Annotated in this window: 19 protein-coding genes; 4 read left to right on the forward strand and 15 right to left on the reverse strand. The window is 41.0% G+C overall.

Annotated elements, in window-relative coordinates:
- Positions 1–12: 12 nt before the first annotated feature.
- The 6 genes from PCY12_RS08455 to parE all read right to left on the reverse strand — a co-directional run bounded on the left by PCY12_RS08455 (position 13) and on the right by parE (position 5915).
- Positions 13–573: a GTP pyrophosphokinase gene (locus PCY12_RS08455; protein WP_301352467.1), complete on the reverse strand. Its 561-nt coding sequence runs from the start codon at positions 571–573 to the stop codon at positions 13–15.
- 29 nt (positions 574–602) lie between these two features.
- Positions 603–1430 (reverse strand): aminoglycoside 6-adenylyltransferase, encoded by an 828-nt coding sequence (locus PCY12_RS08460; protein ID WP_301352469.1) that lies wholly within the window; start codon positions 1428–1430, stop codon positions 603–605.
- A 64-nt stretch (positions 1431–1494) separates the two neighbouring features.
- Positions 1495–2097, reverse strand: coding sequence for a protein adenylyltransferase Fic (gene fic, locus PCY12_RS08465; protein WP_301352471.1), 603 nt, complete (start codon positions 2095–2097; stop codon positions 1495–1497).
- 34 nt (positions 2098–2131) lie between these two features.
- The gene (locus PCY12_RS08470; protein WP_301352473.1) at positions 2132–2950 is read right to left on the reverse strand and encodes an Eco47II family restriction endonuclease; all 819 of its coding nucleotides are present in this window, start codon (positions 2948–2950) and stop codon (positions 2132–2134) included.
- Positions 2947–3948, reverse strand: a complete 1002-nt coding sequence (locus PCY12_RS08475) for a DNA cytosine methyltransferase (protein ID WP_301352474.1) — start codon at positions 3946–3948, stop codon at positions 2947–2949. Before PCY12_RS08475 ends, PCY12_RS08470 begins: the two co-directional genes overlap by 4 nt.
- A 23-nt stretch (positions 3949–3971) precedes the next feature.
- Positions 3972–5915, reverse strand: a complete 1944-nt coding sequence (gene parE / locus PCY12_RS08480) for a DNA topoisomerase IV subunit B (RefSeq protein ID WP_301352476.1) — start codon at positions 5913–5915, stop codon at positions 3972–3974.
- A 135-nt stretch (positions 5916–6050) separates the two neighbouring features.
- Between parE and plsY the strand changes: the two genes are divergently transcribed.
- Positions 6051–6692 (forward strand): glycerol-3-phosphate 1-O-acyltransferase PlsY, encoded by a 642-nt coding sequence (gene plsY / locus PCY12_RS08485; RefSeq protein WP_301352478.1) that lies wholly within the window; start codon positions 6051–6053, stop codon positions 6690–6692.
- Between the two features lie 39 nt (positions 6693–6731).
- Here the strand turns inward: plsY and PCY12_RS08490 are convergent, their stop codons facing one another.
- The 9 genes from PCY12_RS08490 to PCY12_RS08530 form a co-directional block, all read right to left on the reverse strand.
- Positions 6732–7688 (reverse strand): ABC transporter permease, encoded by a 957-nt coding sequence (locus PCY12_RS08490; protein ID WP_000029124.1) that lies wholly within the window; start codon positions 7686–7688, stop codon positions 6732–6734.
- Between the two features lie 2 nt (positions 7689–7690).
- A complete protein-coding gene (locus PCY12_RS08495; protein ID WP_023942990.1) occupies positions 7691–8749 on the reverse strand; it encodes an ABC transporter permease in 1059 nt (352 codons plus the stop codon).
- On the reverse strand, positions 8742–10277 hold the full coding sequence (locus PCY12_RS08500) for an ABC transporter ATP-binding protein (RefSeq protein ID WP_301352480.1): 1536 nt from the start codon (positions 10275–10277) through the stop codon (positions 8742–8744). The genes PCY12_RS08495 and PCY12_RS08500 overlap by 8 nt, the downstream gene beginning before the upstream one ends.
- A 142-nt stretch (positions 10278–10419) precedes the next feature.
- The gene (locus tag PCY12_RS08505; protein ID WP_049543026.1) at positions 10420–11472 is read right to left on the reverse strand and encodes a BMP family protein; all 1053 of its coding nucleotides are present in this window, start codon (positions 11470–11472) and stop codon (positions 10420–10422) included.
- 89 nt (positions 11473–11561) lie between these two features.
- Complete coding sequence (locus PCY12_RS08510; RefSeq protein WP_000246089.1) at positions 11562–11951, reverse strand: cytidine deaminase; 390 nt, start codon at positions 11949–11951, stop codon at positions 11562–11564.
- On the reverse strand, positions 11938–12600 hold the full coding sequence (gene deoC, locus PCY12_RS08515; RefSeq protein WP_112443531.1) for a deoxyribose-phosphate aldolase: 663 nt from the start codon (positions 12598–12600) through the stop codon (positions 11938–11940). The genes PCY12_RS08510 and deoC overlap by 14 nt, the downstream gene beginning before the upstream one ends.
- 19 nt (positions 12601–12619) lie before the next feature.
- Entirely contained in the window at positions 12620–13897 is a 1278-nt protein-coding gene (locus PCY12_RS08520) for a pyrimidine-nucleoside phosphorylase (RefSeq protein ID WP_218764168.1), read from the reverse strand.
- Positions 13894–14484, reverse strand: coding sequence for a class I SAM-dependent methyltransferase (locus PCY12_RS08525; RefSeq protein WP_301352481.1), 591 nt, complete (start codon positions 14482–14484; stop codon positions 13894–13896). Before PCY12_RS08525 ends, PCY12_RS08520 begins: the two co-directional genes overlap by 4 nt.
- A 211-nt stretch (positions 14485–14695) precedes the next feature.
- On the reverse strand, positions 14696–15097 hold the full coding sequence (locus tag PCY12_RS08530) for a hypothetical protein (protein ID WP_301352483.1): 402 nt from the start codon (positions 15095–15097) through the stop codon (positions 14696–14698).
- 204 nt (positions 15098–15301) lie between these two features.
- Between PCY12_RS08530 and coaA the strand changes: the two genes are divergently transcribed.
- The 3 genes from coaA (at position 15302) to PCY12_RS08545 (ending at position 17103) form a co-directional block, all read left to right on the forward strand.
- Entirely contained in the window at positions 15302–16222 is a 921-nt protein-coding gene (coaA, locus tag PCY12_RS08535) for a type I pantothenate kinase (RefSeq protein WP_301352485.1), read from the forward strand.
- A 67-nt stretch (positions 16223–16289) separates the two neighbouring features.
- Positions 16290–16526 carry a 30S ribosomal protein S20 gene (rpsT, locus tag PCY12_RS08540; RefSeq protein ID WP_001274000.1) on the forward strand — a complete coding sequence of 79 codons (237 nt, stop codon included), beginning with the start codon at positions 16290–16292 and terminating at the stop codon, positions 16524–16526.
- A 52-nt stretch (positions 16527–16578) separates the two neighbouring features.
- Positions 16579–17103, forward strand: coding sequence for a DNA topology modulation protein (locus PCY12_RS08545; RefSeq protein WP_301352487.1), 525 nt, complete (start codon positions 16579–16581; stop codon positions 17101–17103).
- Positions 17104–17118 lie beyond the last annotated feature (15 nt).

Below are 17118 nucleotides of genomic sequence, written 5' to 3' on the forward strand. Positions count from 1 at the left end.
CACTTGAAATGTCTACTCCACAAATCCTCGTTTATACTTGATATGACTGGCGATATTGCTATCTACATCTTTCTTATCCCAAAGTTGGAGTTCCCATGGGTAGTAAAAATTACTCTTATTTTTAAAATAGATATGAATACCGACATAGTCATCTTTATCACGTAAATACCAGTTTTTTAGTCCGTACAGCTCTTGCCAATCATCTAATTTCTCCATGACTTGAGCTATCTCTTTGGAACTTAAAATCATACGAGCACCAAAAATATCATTGAGAATGGAATTCACAGGATAGCCCTCTTGACGCTCGGAAAAACGTGTAATTTTATCTAAAATAGACTCAGAAGTTTTAACACGATAAACATAGGCAATATCTTGGACATCCGCTTTCATCAGATAATCATTAATTGACTCATGTAAATTCAGACGGTAGGCCAAAATCGCTTTAGTCGGAACTTTTGAAAAGGTATGCTTGAGATTGATTTTTTCCACCTTACCCGTTTCAAAATAATCTTTAGAATATTCTCGATGAATACGATTAATCTCTGTAATGAGGCGTTCCACTTTTTCAATCATGAGTCTTCTCCTCTCGTTTTTTCATTTTTCTAGTTATTCCCAAACTTCTTCACTCTCTCCTCAGCATACTCAATCATCCTCTCCGCAACTTCCTTATCGTAGGCAAAGCCCAGCTTTTGAGCAAGAGATTGAGCTTCTTGGTGGAAAAGTTGCATCGTGGAAAACAAAGACTGAGTGATTTTGTCTAAACTGGAGAAATCAAGCAAATCTGAGAACTCCTTCTCTTTCTCAGCAGATAAATAGTTAAAAAGATACTTATAATTCTTGCCGACGTCTACTGTTCCCTTATCACTTGCTACCTGCCAAGCTAAGACTTTTAACAACTCTTTCTGACAAATACCATAGAGATGGTCTGTCGCATAGATGACTTGATGACGACAAATTCCTTTAACCACGTAGGCTGACACCCACCAAAATTCATTACAGGAATTTTTAAAATCTGTCTCACTAGCTGGACTCATCCAGAAACGCTCTAGTTTTTGGGAATAGGGTTCAAATAAATGTTCTGGGTCTTCCAAAACAGTGAATCCTGCTTCGCTATCCACCCACTCCTTGATATTCTCTTTAGGGCAGAGGGTTAAATCAATGCGGTTACCATCCTCAAAGAGCATGAGATAAAGACGACGATGGTCAAGCTGGACCTGCTGTTCAATCAGGCGTTTGCCAAACTGCTCAAACCAAGAAAGGTCACTCGTCAAATTATCTAAATCATCCACGACATAGACCACGTCATAGTCTTGAAATTCATCTTTTGGGGCCTTTGGGTTTGTCCGTGAACCAGACATAGCGACAGCCTCGACTTGTATAGTTTTGGCAGTCTGTAAAATCACATCGAGCACTTCTATTTCTGTTCTCATGTCAGTACCTTCTCGTTTTATAGATTACTAGGTGTCTGCTTCTTCTTACTGGATAGTGTTTATACTATAATTCCCCTGTCTGGTAAAGACTGTATCCTTCGTAGTAGTATGAAGCATCCACTCCCTTAAAGAAACTGGTTTGACTGAGGTCATCCGTCAAGTTATTGAGAAGTAAATACTTGAGTTCTCCTGTTGATACAGCGCTGCGCTTCATGGCATTGAGGTACTCATCCTTATCTATGGCATTCCAGTCTACCACTTTGCCCAGTTTCTCTCGAAGCATACAATCTAACCAAATCCGCATGGCGCGTCCATTCCCCTCACGAAAAGGATGGGCAATATTCATATCTGCATACTTATCAACTACTTGATCAAAATTGTCATGAGGAAGTTTGTCAATATACTGCAAGGATTGCTCTAAAAAAATACGAGGCGCAAATTGAAAATTATCCTTTGCAATATTAACATCACGGATCTTTCCAGCGAAATCATAGATACCTGAAAAGAGATAGTGGTGAATCGCTGACAGCCCTGAAAATGTCCCAACTTCCATCTTGAACAAGTCTCCTGTCTGAAAAAGCAGGGCGGCTTGTTTTTTTGTCAGTTTTTCTTCTGCATCTGCCAGCTGGGCTGAGTTTGTAATGCCTAGTTTATTTTCCAATACCATAATTTCCCCTTATTAACGCCATTTTGTTATGAAATCATGTTCTATCAAAACCTAAATAAGTTGAAAATCCTAGAAGATAAATCACTCTTGCAACTGCCAATTCACTATCATCTTCAATATTTCCTTCTGCTTTCATAATGATTTCTTCAAAAACAGTATCATTTGGCACGATCTCTGTTCCCATTTGTTCTACTGCCTTCTCAGCTACTGATGGTAAATTCATACACATCTTATAAAAGGCATCTTTTTCACCCGTTACCATAAAATAAAATTGATCCAGGCTAACTCTACGAATAAATTTGTGGCCAACTTTTTCCCCATCAACTTTAGGTTCCCATTTAATATTTTGAGATTGCTTGGAAATCGCTTCGACCAAGAAACAGGCACAATCGTCATCCTTCAATAACTGATTTTGCATCTTGATAAAAGTCTTCCCTGATGATGCAGAATTCATCGTATTGTGCTTATTTTTCATTTCAACATAAATTCTACTTACACGCGAACCATCAGGTAAAGAAATTCCTTCTGGATTCTCATATATAACATCCCAGCCACCTTCTTTTCCATTATCTGGGACACGACAATTCTTCATATATCTGAAAATAGTTTGATGGAAATAGCCAATATCATTATTATTTGATTTATCTCTTTGGCGAAAAATTTCATTACTAATAATTTCATCCCAAGAACTACGATAAACCGACTTATCAAAAATTAGTTTTACAGGATCTACAATATTCTTATTAAATCGTTTCAAATCAAAAGATTTCAATTTTTCACCATACTTCGAAATTGTATCCTGAACATGTTTTAAAAAATCTTCTTCACTGATAAAATCTAAATCCCAAGTCATAGTTGCTCCAAACTTTCTTTTATCTTTATCCCCACTTCATAAGCCAAGTTAACTGGAACAGCATTTCCCACTTGCTTATATTGATTTCCTATGCTCCCTTGGAATATCCAATCATCTGGAAAACTTTGAATGCGAGCATTTTCACGAACTGTAAAAGGACGAGCCTCCAATGGATGGCAACGTTCTGTTTGTTTTTGGGTAGGAGATGTTAAAACTGTTAAAGATGGTTCATCTAAACTCATTCTTCTCAAAATACCTGTCCTGCCCCCAGTCATATTCCAAGTTGACTTCATATACTCTTTTGCAATATCTTCTGGAATATCACGCCAATAGCCACCTGGGGGAACTAATTCAAAAATTTTTCTCTTGTAATCAGAATATTGTGCACCAACACTAGGCGGACTATCTAATAATATATCTCTCAATACTGGCTTATATTCATGTGGTTCTGGATAATCAAACGAAATAATATCAGCTAAGTCATTTCTAACCCCAACCATAATCATACGTTCACGTTTCTGAGCCACTCCATAATCCCAAGCATTTAAAACCTTCCATTTAACCGTGTAACCTTCATCAGAAAAAATATCCATAATAGTTCGAAATGTTTTTCCATGATCATGAGAAACTAGGCCACGTACATTTTCAAAAACAAACATTTTCGGTTGAAGTTTATTTAGAAATATCGCATAGTGGTAGAATAATGTACCTCGAGCATCCTCTAAACCTAAACGTTTCCCAGCATAAGAAAAAGCTTGACAGGGAGCGCCTCCGCTCAACAGTTCTAGTTCTCCTTTTTTTATATTAAAATATTCCTCCAAATCAAGAGATGAAATATTTGCAATATCATCATAAATGACATTCCAACTAGGTCTGTTGTGCTTCAATGTTTCCGCTGCTGCTTTATCAAACTCAATCAAACCAATGGCTTCGAATCCAGCTTTTTCTATTCCAAGTGCCAAACCACCTGCACCTGCAAATAATTCAATAACTCTCACTCTTATTTCCTCTTTAAACTAACTTAAAAAACTGTTGCTTCCTCAAGCGTAAACTTGACATTATCCTCAATCCACTTACGGCGTGGTTCGACCTTATCTCCCATGAGGACATTGACGCGGCGTTCTGCGCGTGCTAGGTCTTCGATCGTGACACGGATGAGGGTACGGGTTTCAGGATTCATGGTTGTTTCCCAGAGCTGGTCCGCATTCATCTCACCAAGACCTTTGTAGCGTTGGAGGGTAGCACCTTTACCGAACTGCTTGCGGAGTTCTTCTAGCTCTCCGTCCGTCCAAGCATAGGCCACTTCTTCTTTCTTGCCTTTTCCTTTTGACATCTTGTAAAGAGGCGGAAGGGCGATATAGACATGACCTGCCTCGACTAGAGGACGCATGTAACGGTAGAAAAATGTCAAGAGCAAGGTCTGGATATGGGCACCATCGGTGTCCGCATCGGTCATGATAATGATCTTGTCATAGTTGGAATCTTCAATAGAGAAGTCTGCTCCAACACCCGCACCTATAGTATAAATCATAGTGTTGATTTCTTCATTTTTGAGAATATCCGCCATCTTGGCTTTAGCTGTATTGATAACCTTACCACGAAGAGGCAAGATTGCCTGGAACTTACGGTCACGACCTTGTTTAGCCGAACCACCGGCAGAATCACCTTCGACCAGATAGAGTTCATTCTTAGCTGGATTTTTAGACTGGGCTGGGGTCAATTTCCCAGACAGCAAGCCCTTGTCTTTTTTATTTTTCTTACCATTTCGGCTCTCATCACGCGCCTTACGTGCCGCTTCACGAGCATCACGCGCCTTGATAGCCTTGCGGATGAGATTAGAAGCCAATTCCCCATTTTCCATAAGGAAGAAGGTCAACTTATCCGCCACAATGCCATCCACAACTGGGCGAGCTAGTGGACTTCCTAGTTTGTCCTTGGTCTGTCCTTCAAACTGGAGGTGTTCTTCAGGAACCAAGATAGAAAGAACGGCCGCTAGTCCCTCACGATAGTCTGAACCTTCAAGGTTTTTATCTTTTTCCTTGAGAAGCCCCGTCTTACGCGCATAGTCATTCATGACCTTAGTGATAGCAGACTTGAGTCCTGTCTCATGCGTTCCGCCGTCCTTGGTACGAACGTTATTGACAAAGGACAAAATATTATCTGAAAATCCGTCATTATACTGAAGAGCTACTTCCACTTGGAAACCATTATCTTCCCCTTCAAAGTAAAGAACTGGCGTTAAGGTCTCCTTGTCTTCGTTGAGATAAGAAACAAAGTCTTGTACCCCATTCTCATAATGGAATTCGATTGCTTCATCTGTTCGCTTATCTGTCAAAGACAAGGTCACATTTTTCAAAAGAAAGGCTGATTCATTGAGGCGTTCTGAAATGGTATTGTATTTGAAGTCTGTCGTAGAAAAGATAGTCGCATCAGGCATGAACGTAACCTTGGTACCTGTTTTAGACTTGGGTGCTGTACCGATTTTCTTCAAAGTCGTAACAGGTTTCCCACCATTTTCAAAACGTTGTTTATAAACCGTTCCATCACGGGTAATTTCAACTTCCAGCCAACTTGAAAGAGCGTTAACAACGGAAGAACCCACCCCGTGGAGACCACCAGATGTCTTGTAGCCACCCTGACCGAATTTTCCTCCAGCGTGAAGGATGGTAAAGATAACCTCAACTGTTGGGATTCCCATAGCGTGCATACCTGTCGGCATCCCACGACCATGGTCTTGTACAGTCAAACTCCCATCTTTATTGATGGTCACATCAATACGGTCACCAAATCCAGACAAGGCCTCATCGACAGCATTATCGACGATTTCCCAGACTAGGTGGTGGAGACCAGCACCATCGGTCGATCCGATATACATCCCTGGACGTTTTCGAACCGCATCCAACCCTTCTAGCACCTGAATGGCATCATCATTATAATTGTTAATATTGATTTCCTTTTTTGACACAAGGAACCTCCTATTCGTTCATCTTTACTATTCTACAGGTTTTCCAAGGATTTTGCAAAATTTTTCTTTCTCCGATGTGACAATTTCAGAAGAGATTCTCTGCCTTTCTTTCCCAATTCATGATATAATAGGAGTATGATTACAATAGTTTTATTAATCCTAGCCTATCTGCTGGGTTCGATTCCGTCTGGTCTCTGGATTGGACAAGTATTCTTTCAAATCAATCTGCGCGAGCATGGTTCTGGAAATACTGGAACAACCAATACTTTCCGCATTTTAGGCAAGAAAGCAGGTATGGCGACCTTTGTGATTGACTTTTTCAAAGGAACCCTAGCAACACTGCTTCCGATTATGTTTCATCTGCAAGGTGTTTCGCCTCTTATCTTTGGACTTTTGGCTGTTATCGGCCATACCTTCCCTATCTTTGCAGGATTTAAGGGTGGCAAGGCTGTCGCAACCAGTGCAGGTGTGATTTTTGGATTTGCGCCTATCTTCTGTCTCTACCTTGCGGTTGTTTTCTTTGGAACCCTCTATCTAGGCAGTATGATTTCACTGTCTAGTATCACATCATCTATCGCAGCCGTCATCGGGGTTCTACTCTTTCCACTTGTTGGTTTTATCCTGAGCAACTATGACCCTCTCTTCATCGCTATTATCCTAGCACTCGCTAGTTTGATTATCATTCGTCATAAGGACAATATCGCTCGCATCAAAAATAAAACTGAAAATTTGGTCCCTTGGGGATTGAACTTAACTCATCAACATCCTAAAAAATAAAACGCCAGTTCAAAACAGAACTGACGTTTTTTTATATGCTTATTTTGATTTGATATAGTTAATACCATCTGCTTTTGGTGCAACTGCTTTTCCAAAGAAGGCTGCCAAGACAAGAATTGTCAAAACATAAGGTGCGATTTGAAGATAAACCGCAGGAACTCCTTGTAGGAATGGCAATTGAGATCCGATAACAGCCAAACTTTGTGAAAGTCCAAAGAAAAGACTAGAAAGCATGGCTCCGATTGGATTCCATTTTCCAAAAATCATCGCAGCAAGGGCGATAAATCCAGGTCCAACAATAGTTGTCACTGAGAAGTTAACCGAAATCGATTGAGCATAAATCGCTCCGCCAATTCCACCTAGGAAACCTGAAATGATAACCCCTAAATATCTCATCTTGTAGACATTGATTCCCAAAGTGTCCGCTGCTTGAGGGTGTTCACCGACAGAGCGGAGACGAAGACCAAATCGAGTCTTGAAGAGGATAAACCAAGCAAGGAATGAGAAGGCAATGGCCAGATAACCAAGTAGACTAGTTGACTTGAAGAAAATATCACCGATAACTGGGATATTTGCCAAGACTGGGAAATCAAAGCGTCCAAAAGTCTGACTTAGGTTGTCGGTTTGTCCTTTGTTATAAAGTACTTTCACCAAGAAAACAGCCAAGGCTGGCGCCATCAAGTTCAAGACAGTACCGCTGACAACATGGTCTGCACGGAAATGAACCGTTGCTGCTGCGTGGATGATGGAGAAAAGTCCCCCTACCAATCCTGCTACAAGCAAGGATAGCCATGGAGTTGCTGCTCCAAATTGTTCTGCAAATTCAAGGTTAAAGACAACTCCAGAAAAGGCACCCATAACCATAATTCCTTCAAGGCCGACGTTTACGACACCACCTCGTTCAGAGAAAACACCACCAATACTTGTAAAGATGAGGGGTGCTGAGTAAATCAGCATAGAAGACACCAAGAGGGTGAGCAAGGTTGTAATAGACATCTTTACTTACCTCCTTTAACTTGTTTTTTCGGTTTGACAAAGCGTTCGATAAGGTAATGAACACTGACAAAGAAGATAATAGACGCTGTTACAATGCTGACAAGCTCAGACGGTACCTGCGCCGCATTCATACCAGGGGCTCCAACTTGGAGAACACCAAATAGGAAGGCTGCAAAGAGAATACCAATTGGTGAGTTGGCTGCAAGCAGACTAACTGCCATCCCGTTAAATCCGACAGCTAATGACGCCCCTTGAACATAGACGTTCTGGAAGGTTCCAAGTCCTTCAACAGCTCCACCAAGACCAGCCAAGGCACCTGATATAATCATTGATAGGATAATCGTTCGTTTGGCAGAAATACCAGCATATTCTGAAGCATGTGGATTAAGACCAACCGCACGAATTTCAAAACCAAGGGTTGTTTTCTTGAGCATGAACCAAATAACTGCAACGGCAATGATGGCAAAGAAAATACCGATATTCATCCGTGAGTTACCAGTCAACTCAGCCAACCAAGGGGTCTGATAGGTTGCATTAGCCCCAACACGAATCGTCGAATCTGTACTTTGCATGAAGTCTTTAGGAAAGGCATGGATAAAGGCATTCCCTACATACAAGACAATGTAGTTCATCATGATGGTTACGATAACCTCTGACGTCCCTAGATAGGCTCTAAGAATACCTGGAATCGCACCGACAATCCCTCCTGCAATCAAGGCAATCACAATAGTTGCCAGAATCATCAAGGGACGGGGCATATCTGGATGCGACAGGGCAAACCAACCACTAAGAATCCAACCAGCCAAAGCCTGACCAGGAAGTCCGACGTTAAAGAAACCAGCACGACTGGCAACAGCAAAACCAAGACCAATCAAGACCAAAGGCCCCATAGCACGGAAGATTTCTCCAATCCCACGCAGGCTACCAAAGGCTGTATAGAACAATTCTTCATAGCCCCAAATAGCATCATAACCAAAGATCCACATGACAATGGCTCCGAGTAAAATTCCTAGGAAGACAGAAATCAAGGGAACCGAAATTTGTTGTAATTTTTTAGACATCACTCTTCTCCTTTCCCAAGTTTCCACCAGCCATCAAGACACCAAGTTCTTGTTTATTGGTTGTTTCTGGTGATACAATACCTTGAATCTTACCATCGTGGATAACGGCAATACGGTCTGAGACGTTTAAAATCTCATCCAATTCAAAGCTGACAACAAGGACAGCCTTCCCATTATCACGCTCTTCAATCAAGCGTTTGTGGATATATTCAATGGCACCGACATCCAACCCACGAGTTGGCTGGCTGACGATAAGGAGATCAGGATCTCGATCAATTTCACGAGCAATAATTGCTTTTTGTTGATTTCCTCCTGAGAGTGCAGCTGCAGGAACAAATTCACTGGCAGCACGAACATCAAACTCTTCCATTAGCTTTTTAGCATAAGAAGTAATATTTGAATAGTTCAAAATTCCATTTTTACTATGTGGTTCTTTATAGTAGGTTTGAAGGGCAATATTTTCAGAAATCATCATTTCCAAAATCAAACCATCACGGTGACGGTCTTCTGGAACGTGCCCAACGCTCAACTCTGTAATCTGACGTGGGTGCAATCCTACAATTGAATCTCCTTTTAGCTCAATGCTACCAGATTCAACCTTACGAAGACCTGTGATGGCTTGAATGAGTTCAGACTGACCATTTCCATCAATCCCCGCAATCCCAACAATCTCTCCCGCTCGAACATCCAAGGACAGATTTTTCACAGCTGGAACACCACGGTTTTCATTGACCACCAAATCTTTGATTGACAAGACCACTTCTTTTGGTTGAGAGGCCTGCTTCTCTGTCTTAAAGGAAACTGAACGTCCCACCATCATTTCTGCCAAATCAGCATTAGTAGCCCCTGCAATTTTGACGGTTTCAATTGATTTCCCACGACGGATAACTGTAACGCGGTCAGAAACTGCACGAATTTCGTCCAACTTGTGGGTAATCAAGATAATTGATTTTCCTTCTTTGACAAGATTTTTCATAATAGCCATCAACTCCTCAATTTCTGATGGAGTCAAAACAGCCGTTGGTTCGTCAAAAATAAGAATATCAGCTCCCCGATAAAGAGTTTTTAAAATTTCTACACGTTGTTGGGCTCCAACTGAGATGTCTGCCACCTTGGCAGAAGGGTCCACAGCTAAGCCATAACGTTCAGAAAGAGCCTTGATTTCTTTGCTAGCTCCAGCGATATCTAGCACACCATTTTTAGTCAATTCACTTCCTAAAATAATGTTTTCAGCCACTGTGAAGGCTTCTACCAACATAAAGTGCTGGTGAACCATTCCAATTCCCAAGCTAGCTGCTTTAGATGGTGAGTCGAGGTTAACAACTTGACCGTTGACCGCAATTTCACCACTGGTTGGTTCAAGAAGTCCTGCTAACATGTTCATTAGCGTGGACTTACCAGCCCCATTTTCTCCTAAAAGTGCATGAATTTCACCTTTTCGTAGGTGCAGGTTGATTTTGTCGTTGGCAACAAATTCACCAAACACCTTGGTAATATCACGCATCTCAATGACATTTTCGTGTGCCATGTGCTCTTCCTTTCAGAGTCTTATTTTATTTCAATAAAACTTGCTAGTTTATCTAGTAGCAAGCTTTACTGAGACAAAATGACTTTGCCTCAACTCTTAAAAAGCGGCCGATGGCCGCTTCCTAAGAAATAACTTCCATCCATTATTTTGCAGGAACTTTTACACTTCCATCAAGGATTTTAGCTTTAGCATCTTCAACGGCTTTTTTACCTTCTTCAGAAAGGTTAGTTGTTACCAAGTCAACCCCTTTATCTTTCAATGAGTAAACGATCACTTGACCGCCAGGGAATTCACCTTTTTCTGCCTTGTTAGAAATATCTTTTACAGTTGTACCAACTTGTTTCAAAGTAGATGCAAGAACAAAGTTTGATTCTTTACCATCTTTAGAAGTGTATTTACCTTCTGCTTCTTGGTCACGGTCAACACCGATAACCCAAACTTTTTCATTTTCAGGACGGCTTTCGTTGAGTGATTTTGCTTCTGCAAAGACACCAGCACCTGTACCACCAGCTACTTGGTAAACAATATCTGCACCGGCTGCGTATTGTGCGGCTGCAATTGTTTTACCTTTCGCAGCATCACCAAATGAACCAGCGTAGTCAACTTGGACTTTGATAGATGGGTCTACTGACGCAACACCAGCCTTGAATCCTGCTTCAAAACGAGAGATAACTTCTGACTCCTGCCCACCTACAAAACCAACTTGTTTTGTCTTAGTTGTTTTTGCTGCAGCTACACCTGCAAGGTAACCTGACTCATTATCAGCGAAAGTTACGCTCGCAACATTCTTTTGATCTTTAATCACATCATCAATCAAGACATAGTTCAAATCAGTGTGCTCTGCTGCTGCATCTTTAACTGCATTGTGAAGGGCAAAACCAACACCGAAGATTAGGTTGTAACTTCCAGCCGCTTGTTGCAAGTTGTTAGCGTAGTCAGCTTCACTTGTTGATTGGAAGTAAGTGAAACCGTTATCTTTTGAAAGATTGTGTTCTTTACCCCAAGCCTGCAAACCTTCCCAAGCTGATTGGTTGAATGATTTGTCATCAACACCACCAGTATCAGTGACGATTGCTGCTTTTGTCTTCACATCAGAAGATGAATCTGCCTTACGAGAAGAGCGGTTACCACATGCAGCAAGTCCAACTGCTGCCACTGCTACTAGGCCAAGACCTAGCCATTGTTTCTTGTTCATTACTGAACCTCCTAAATAAGATGTGCAACGATGTTGCAAGTATGGATTGGTTGGCCACAAGGACCGTGCCACTCAGAGAGCGACTCAGACTAATTTAAGTCTGTAAAAGAATATGGAAGTAATTCCCCGACCGTCATCTCGACCGTCGATTTATCTTTTGCGACTAAGGTCACTTTTAGATCTTGTTCAAAAAATTCGACCATTACTTGGCGACAAGCACCACATGGTGAAATCGGTTTTTCAGTTTGACCATAAACAATCAGCTCTGAAAATTCTCTTTGCCCTTCAGAAACTGCTTTAAAAATCGCTGTACGTTCTCCACAGTTGGTCAAAGGATAGCTAGCATTTTCGATATTCACTCCCGTGTAAACACTTCCGTCTTTTGCCACTAAAACTGCTCCGATAGGAAAGTGAGAATAGGGGACGTAGGCATGTTTGCTGGTTTCAATTGCCAGTTCAATCAACTCAGTAGTCGCCATCAGCCAATTCTCCTTTTAAAATGGCTACCCCAGCTGACGTTCCGATACGGGTCGCCCCTGCTTCCACAAATGCAAGAGCATCTGCATAAGAACGAGCTCCACCAGCAGCCTTGACACCCATATCAGGCCCAACTGTTTCACGCATCAATTGAACATCTGCTATCGTAGCGCCACCAGTTGAAAAGCCAGTAGATGTTTTAACAAAATCAGCTCCTGCTTTTTGGGCTAATTGACAAGCCACAACTTTTTCTTGATCTGTCAGAAGGCAAGCTTCAATAATGACTTTCACTAACTTGTCACCACTTGCTTCTACAACAGCACGGATGTCCGATTCAACCAAGGCTAAATTACCTGATTTGAGAGCCCCAACATTGATCACCATATCAATCTCATCTGCACCATTTTGGATAGCTTCTTTTGTCTCAAAAGCTTTCACAGTTGAAGTTGTTGCCCCCAAAGGGAAACCTACTACTGTGCAGACCTTGACATCTGTGCCTTCAAGCCCTTTTTTGGCATGTTCAACCCAGGTCGGATTAACGCAAACACTGGCAAAATCATACTCCCTAGCCTCAGACAACAAACAATCAATTTGATTTTCTGTTGCATCTTGTTTTAAAAGCGTATGATCGATATATTTATTTAATTTCATATTCGGATTCTCCTGCGGTTTATGAGATAATTTCTATAATTTCTCGTAAACTTTGCACCCTATCATTTATTTTAACATATTTTTGAAAATCTGTAACTAGCTGAGGAGAAATTTTTCCATTTGTGTATACTTTTGCAACAATTTCTCCCTTTTGAACGGAATCTCCAATTTTCTTTTCAAAAACAATTCCTGTTTCATAGTCCAAGGCATCAGATTTGACTGCACGACCAGCTCCCAGTCTCATGGCATAAAGCCCAAATTCCATTGCTGGAAGAGCTGAGATAATACCCGTTTCCTGAGCAGGGATTTCCACCACATGGGCAACATTGACAGGACGATAGAGGTCTTCCAAGTCTCCACCTTGGGCTTGGACCATTTCCTCAAACTTAGCTAGCGCTTGACCATTTTCAAGATGTTGGCGAACTTCTTCAACTGTCTTGTTTACATTTGCCAGGCCAAGCATAATTTGAGCCAATTCACAGATGAAGTGGGTAATATCCTGACGGCCTTGACCTTGTAAAATCTCCAGTGCTTCAAGGATTTCAAGGCGATTTCCAATCGCTCGTCCCAAGGGCTGACTCATATCCGTAATCACTGCTACCGTCTTCCGACCAACCGCCTTACCAAGTTCCACCATGGTTTGAGCCAATTCACGCGCCTCATCAACCGTTTTCATGAAGGCACCCTCACCTACAGTCACGTCTAGCAAAATAGCATCCGCCCCTGCCGCAATTTTCTTGCTCATCACCGAACTCGCAATCAAAGGAATCGTGTCAACAGTTGCGGTCACATCACGGAGGGCGTAGAGAAGCTTATCCGCTTTGACCAGCTGGTCTGATTGCCCAATGACAGATACTCCAATATCCTGAACCTGACGAATGAAATCTTCTTGACTGCGCTCGACTTGATAGCCCTTAATGGACTCCAATTTATCAATTGTTCCACCAGTATGGCCGAGACCACGACCACTCATTTTTGCTACAGGCACACCGAAGCTAGCAACAAGAGGAGCTAAAATCAAGGTTACCTTATCGCCGACACCACCAGTAGAATGCTTGTCAACTTTCACACCATCAATGGCAGACAAGTCAAACTCTTGCCCAGTCTTAACCATATTCATGGTCAAATCAGAAATTTCACGAGTCGTCATTCCTTTAAAATAAACAGCCATAGCAAAGGCAGACATCTGATAATCAGGGACAGTTCCTGACACATAGCCTTCTACCAGCCATTCAATTTCACTCGAAGTCAATTCTTGCCCGCCTCGTTTTTTTTGGATTAAATCAACTGCTCTCATTCTTTCACACTTCTAAGGATATAGTATCCCTTGTCTTTTTTAAGGATTTCACAATTGCCAAACACGTCTTCCATCTTAGACTTGGCACTTGGAGCCCCTTGCTTTTTCTGGATGACGATTGTTAAATCTCCACCAGTTTCCAAGAAATCTTTACTTTTCTCGATGATTTCGTGAACCACTTGCTTGCCTGCACGGATAGGAGGATTTGAAATAACATGGTCAAATGTACCTTCAACTTGTTCATAGATGTTGGACTGGAAAATCGTCGCTTTTACATTATTTTTTTCAGCATTTCTCTTAGCCAAATCCAAGGCACGATTATTGATATCGACCATGGTCGCCTGAACGCCGTAAGCCTTGACTAAGGACAAACCTAATGGACCATAACCACAGCCGACATCTAGGACTGTCTCTCCTTGGTTGACCTCAAGACACTTGAGCAAGAGTTGACTTCCGAAGTCAACCATCTTCTTGCTAAAAACACCTGCATCCGTCAGAAAGGTCATTTTTTCTCCCAACAAGTCCACTCTCAACTCATGAATGTCGTGAGCAGCGTCAGGATTCTCTGCATAATACATTTTACTCATGAAACTATTTTACCATAATTTGACTTAAATTGTAAATCGTTTACATATCCAGAATGAGACAAAAAGATTGAAGGAAGTTGCTTTACAATAGCTCCCCTTCAATCTCTTTCAACACTTATAAGCAAATAGTATTTCATCTAGGACTACAGCTATCATTGCCATGATAAAACAACAAATTTATTGTCTATAATCAAGCGCATTTTTATTACTATTACTTAACCTTCAAATGCTTAATCATCAACAGGATTCCCAATAAGATGTTTAGATAAAAGCCCAACTGATACGTTTGTGTCAGGATTTCCAAACTTGTCCAAAGTCGTATCAAATCTTCTAGTGACATGCGGAAGAAATAACCCTCTGTCGCAATCCATAGGACTAAAAAGCAATAACTACCAGCAGCAAGCCATTTCGTCCACCGTTTTTTTAGGAAGAAAGCAATCAAGAGCGAACAGATAAAGACAGCTGTTACAATGGCATGTTCCATCAAAAAAGTAAAACCGTAATAGATTTCCACAAAGCGTCTACCATTATCTGCATTGGCTCCTTTTATAAAAGGTAAGGAAAAACTTAAAATAAAACAGAGTTCCAATAAGTAACGTTTCAAGATTTTCATAGTACACCTCCTATAAGTTATAAACCCCAAAGCCCCCTTTATAGCTGATAAGTCAGTAGAAAGCAGCTCCTACTTCATCAATAAATTGTTCATCCTCTATCTACTTATATTATATACTATTGACTGACTGAATTCAAGAAACCGCTTTATTTTTTTAGCTTTTTATGGTATGGTATGATAAACAAAATATCTAGGGGAAAACAAATGACCAACGAATTTTTACATTTTGAAAAAATCAGCCGCCAGACTTGGCAATCTTTACATCGAAAAACAACACCTCCTTTGACAGAAGAGGAATTAGAATCCATCAAGAGTTTTAATGACCAGATTAGTTTACAGGATGTTACAGATATCTATCTCCCCTTGGCTCATCTGATTCAGATTTACAAGCGAACTAAGGAAGATTTAGCCTTTTCCAAAGGAATTTTCCTCCAACGTGAAAGTAAATCTCAACCTTTTATTATTGGGGTTTCTGGGAGTGTTGCCGTTGGAAAATCCACAACCAGTCGTCTATTGCAAACCCTGCTTTCTAGAACTGTAACTGATGCTAGTGTTGAGTTGGTTACAACTGATGGTTTTCTCTATCCCAATCAAACCTTGATTGAGCAGGGGATTTTAAATCGTAAAGGATTTCCTGAAAGCTATGATATGGAGGCTCTTCTCAACTTCTTGGACCGCATCAAAAACGGACAAGATGTGGATATTCCTGTCTACTCTCATGAAGTCTACGACATCATCCCTGAGGAAAAGCAAAGCGTCAAAGCTGCTGATTTTGTCATTGTTGAGGGAATCAATGTCTTTCAAAATCCACAAAACGAGCGTCTCTATATCACTGACTTCTTTGACTTTTCCATCTATGTTGATGCTGCAGTGGATGATATTGAGAGTTGGTATCTGGACCGTTTCTTGAAGATGCTGAGCCTAGCCCAAAACGACCCTGATAGCTACTATTATCGTTTTACTCAAATGTCGATTGGGGAAGTGGAATCCTTTGCCCATCAGGTCTGGACCAGTATCAATCTCACAAATCTACAAAATTATATTGAACCAACCAGAAATCGTGCGGAAGTGATTCTTCATAAAAGCAAGAACCATGAAATCGATGAAATTTACTTAAAAAAGTAATTTTCCCTTGTCAAAACGTAAGTTTTCAGATATAATGGTATAGTTAGTAAATATGGAGGTAAGAACATTGGCAAACATTAAATCAGCTATCAAACGCGCTGAATTGAACGTTAAACAAAACGAAAAGAACTCAGCTCAAAAATCAGCTATGCGTACTGCTATCAAAGCTTTCGAAGCAAACCCATCTGAAGAACTTTTCCGTGCTGCTAGCTCAGCTATCGATAAAGCAGAAACTAAAGGTTTGATTCACAAAAACAAAGCAAGCCGCGATAAAGCTCGTCTTTCAGCTAAACTTGCTAAATAAGAAACAGTCCATAGAGGCTGTTTTTTTGTCTCCAAATAGGAAAAGGTAGAAAATGAAAATCGCAATTATCGGATATTCTGGTGCAGGTAAGTCAACGCTAGCTGAAAAGTTGTCTCACTACTACTCCATCCCAAAACTTCACATGGACACACTCCAATTTCAACCTGGTTGGCAAGACAGTGACCGTGAATGGATGTTTGATGAGATGAAAAAATTTCTCACCAAGCATGAAGCCTGGGTCATCGATGGTAATTATTCTTGGTGCTATTACGAGGAAAGAATGCAGGAAGCTGACCAAATCATCTTTCTCAATTTTTCGCCATTAACCTGTCTCTTTCGAGCCTTTAAACGGTACCTCAAATACCAAGGCAAGGTCAGAGAAAGTATGGCAGCTGGTTGTCAAGAACAATTTAATTGGGAGTTTATCAGATGGATTCTCTGGGATGGACGGAGCAAATCCTCTAAGGAACGCTACAAGTGGATTCAAAAAAACTATCCAGATAAAGTGGTCATCCTCAGATCACAAAAAGAGATAGACCAATTTCTGGATAAGAAAAGGAAGTCCTCCAATTCATAAAGAAGGGCTTCCTTT

This window comes from Streptococcus sp. SPS1 (assembly GCF_030439915.1).
Classification (GTDB): domain Bacteria; phylum Bacillota; class Bacilli; order Lactobacillales; family Streptococcaceae; genus Streptococcus.

Excerpts from the sequence above, each read along its gene's own strand:
- PCY12_RS08495 (WP_023942990.1), bottom strand. The coding sequence starts at position 8,749 with ATGTCTAAAAAATTACAACAAATTTCGGTTCCCTTGATTTCTGTCTTC.
- deoC (WP_112443531.1), bottom strand. The coding sequence starts at position 12,600 with ATGAAATTAAATAAATATATCGATCATACGCTTTTAAAACAAGATGCA.
- PCY12_RS08520 (WP_218764168.1), bottom strand. The coding sequence starts at position 13,897 with ATGAGAGCAGTTGATTTAATCCAAAAAAAACGAGGCGGGCAAGAATTG.
- PCY12_RS08460 (WP_301352469.1), bottom strand. The coding sequence starts at position 1,430 with ATGAGAACAGAAATAGAAGTGCTCGATGTGATTTTACAGACTGCCAAA.
- PCY12_RS08490 (WP_000029124.1), bottom strand. The coding sequence starts at position 7,688 with ATGTCTATTACAACCTTGCTCACCCTCTTGGTGTCTTCTATGCTGATT.
- PCY12_RS08530 (WP_301352483.1), bottom strand. The coding sequence starts at position 15,097 with ATGAAAATCTTGAAACGTTACTTATTGGAACTCTGTTTTATTTTAAGT.
- PCY12_RS08510 (WP_000246089.1), bottom strand. The coding sequence starts at position 11,951 with ATGGCGACTACTGAGTTGATTGAACTGGCAATTGAAACCAGCAAACAT.
- PCY12_RS08505 (WP_049543026.1), bottom strand. The coding sequence starts at position 11,472 with ATGAACAAGAAACAATGGCTAGGTCTTGGCCTAGTAGCAGTGGCAGCA.
- PCY12_RS08470 (WP_301352473.1), bottom strand. The coding sequence starts at position 2,950 with ATGACTTGGGATTTAGATTTTATCAGTGAAGAAGATTTTTTAAAACAT.
- PCY12_RS08525 (WP_301352481.1), bottom strand. The coding sequence starts at position 14,484 with ATGAGTAAAATGTATTATGCAGAGAATCCTGACGCTGCTCACGACATT.
- PCY12_RS08455 (WP_301352467.1), bottom strand. The coding sequence starts at position 573 with ATGATTGAAAAAGTGGAACGCCTCATTACAGAGATTAATCGTATTCAT.
- PCY12_RS08500 (WP_301352480.1), bottom strand. The coding sequence starts at position 10,277 with ATGGCACACGAAAATGTCATTGAGATGCGTGATATTACCAAGGTGTTT.
- PCY12_RS08545 (WP_301352487.1), top strand. The coding sequence starts at position 16,579 with ATGAAAATCGCAATTATCGGATATTCTGGTGCAGGTAAGTCAACGCTA.
- fic (WP_301352471.1), bottom strand. The coding sequence starts at position 2,097 with ATGGTATTGGAAAATAAACTAGGCATTACAAACTCAGCCCAGCTGGCA.
- coaA (WP_301352485.1), top strand. The coding sequence starts at position 15,302 with ATGACCAACGAATTTTTACATTTTGAAAAAATCAGCCGCCAGACTTGG.
- plsY (WP_301352478.1), top strand. The coding sequence starts at position 6,051 with ATGATTACAATAGTTTTATTAATCCTAGCCTATCTGCTGGGTTCGATT.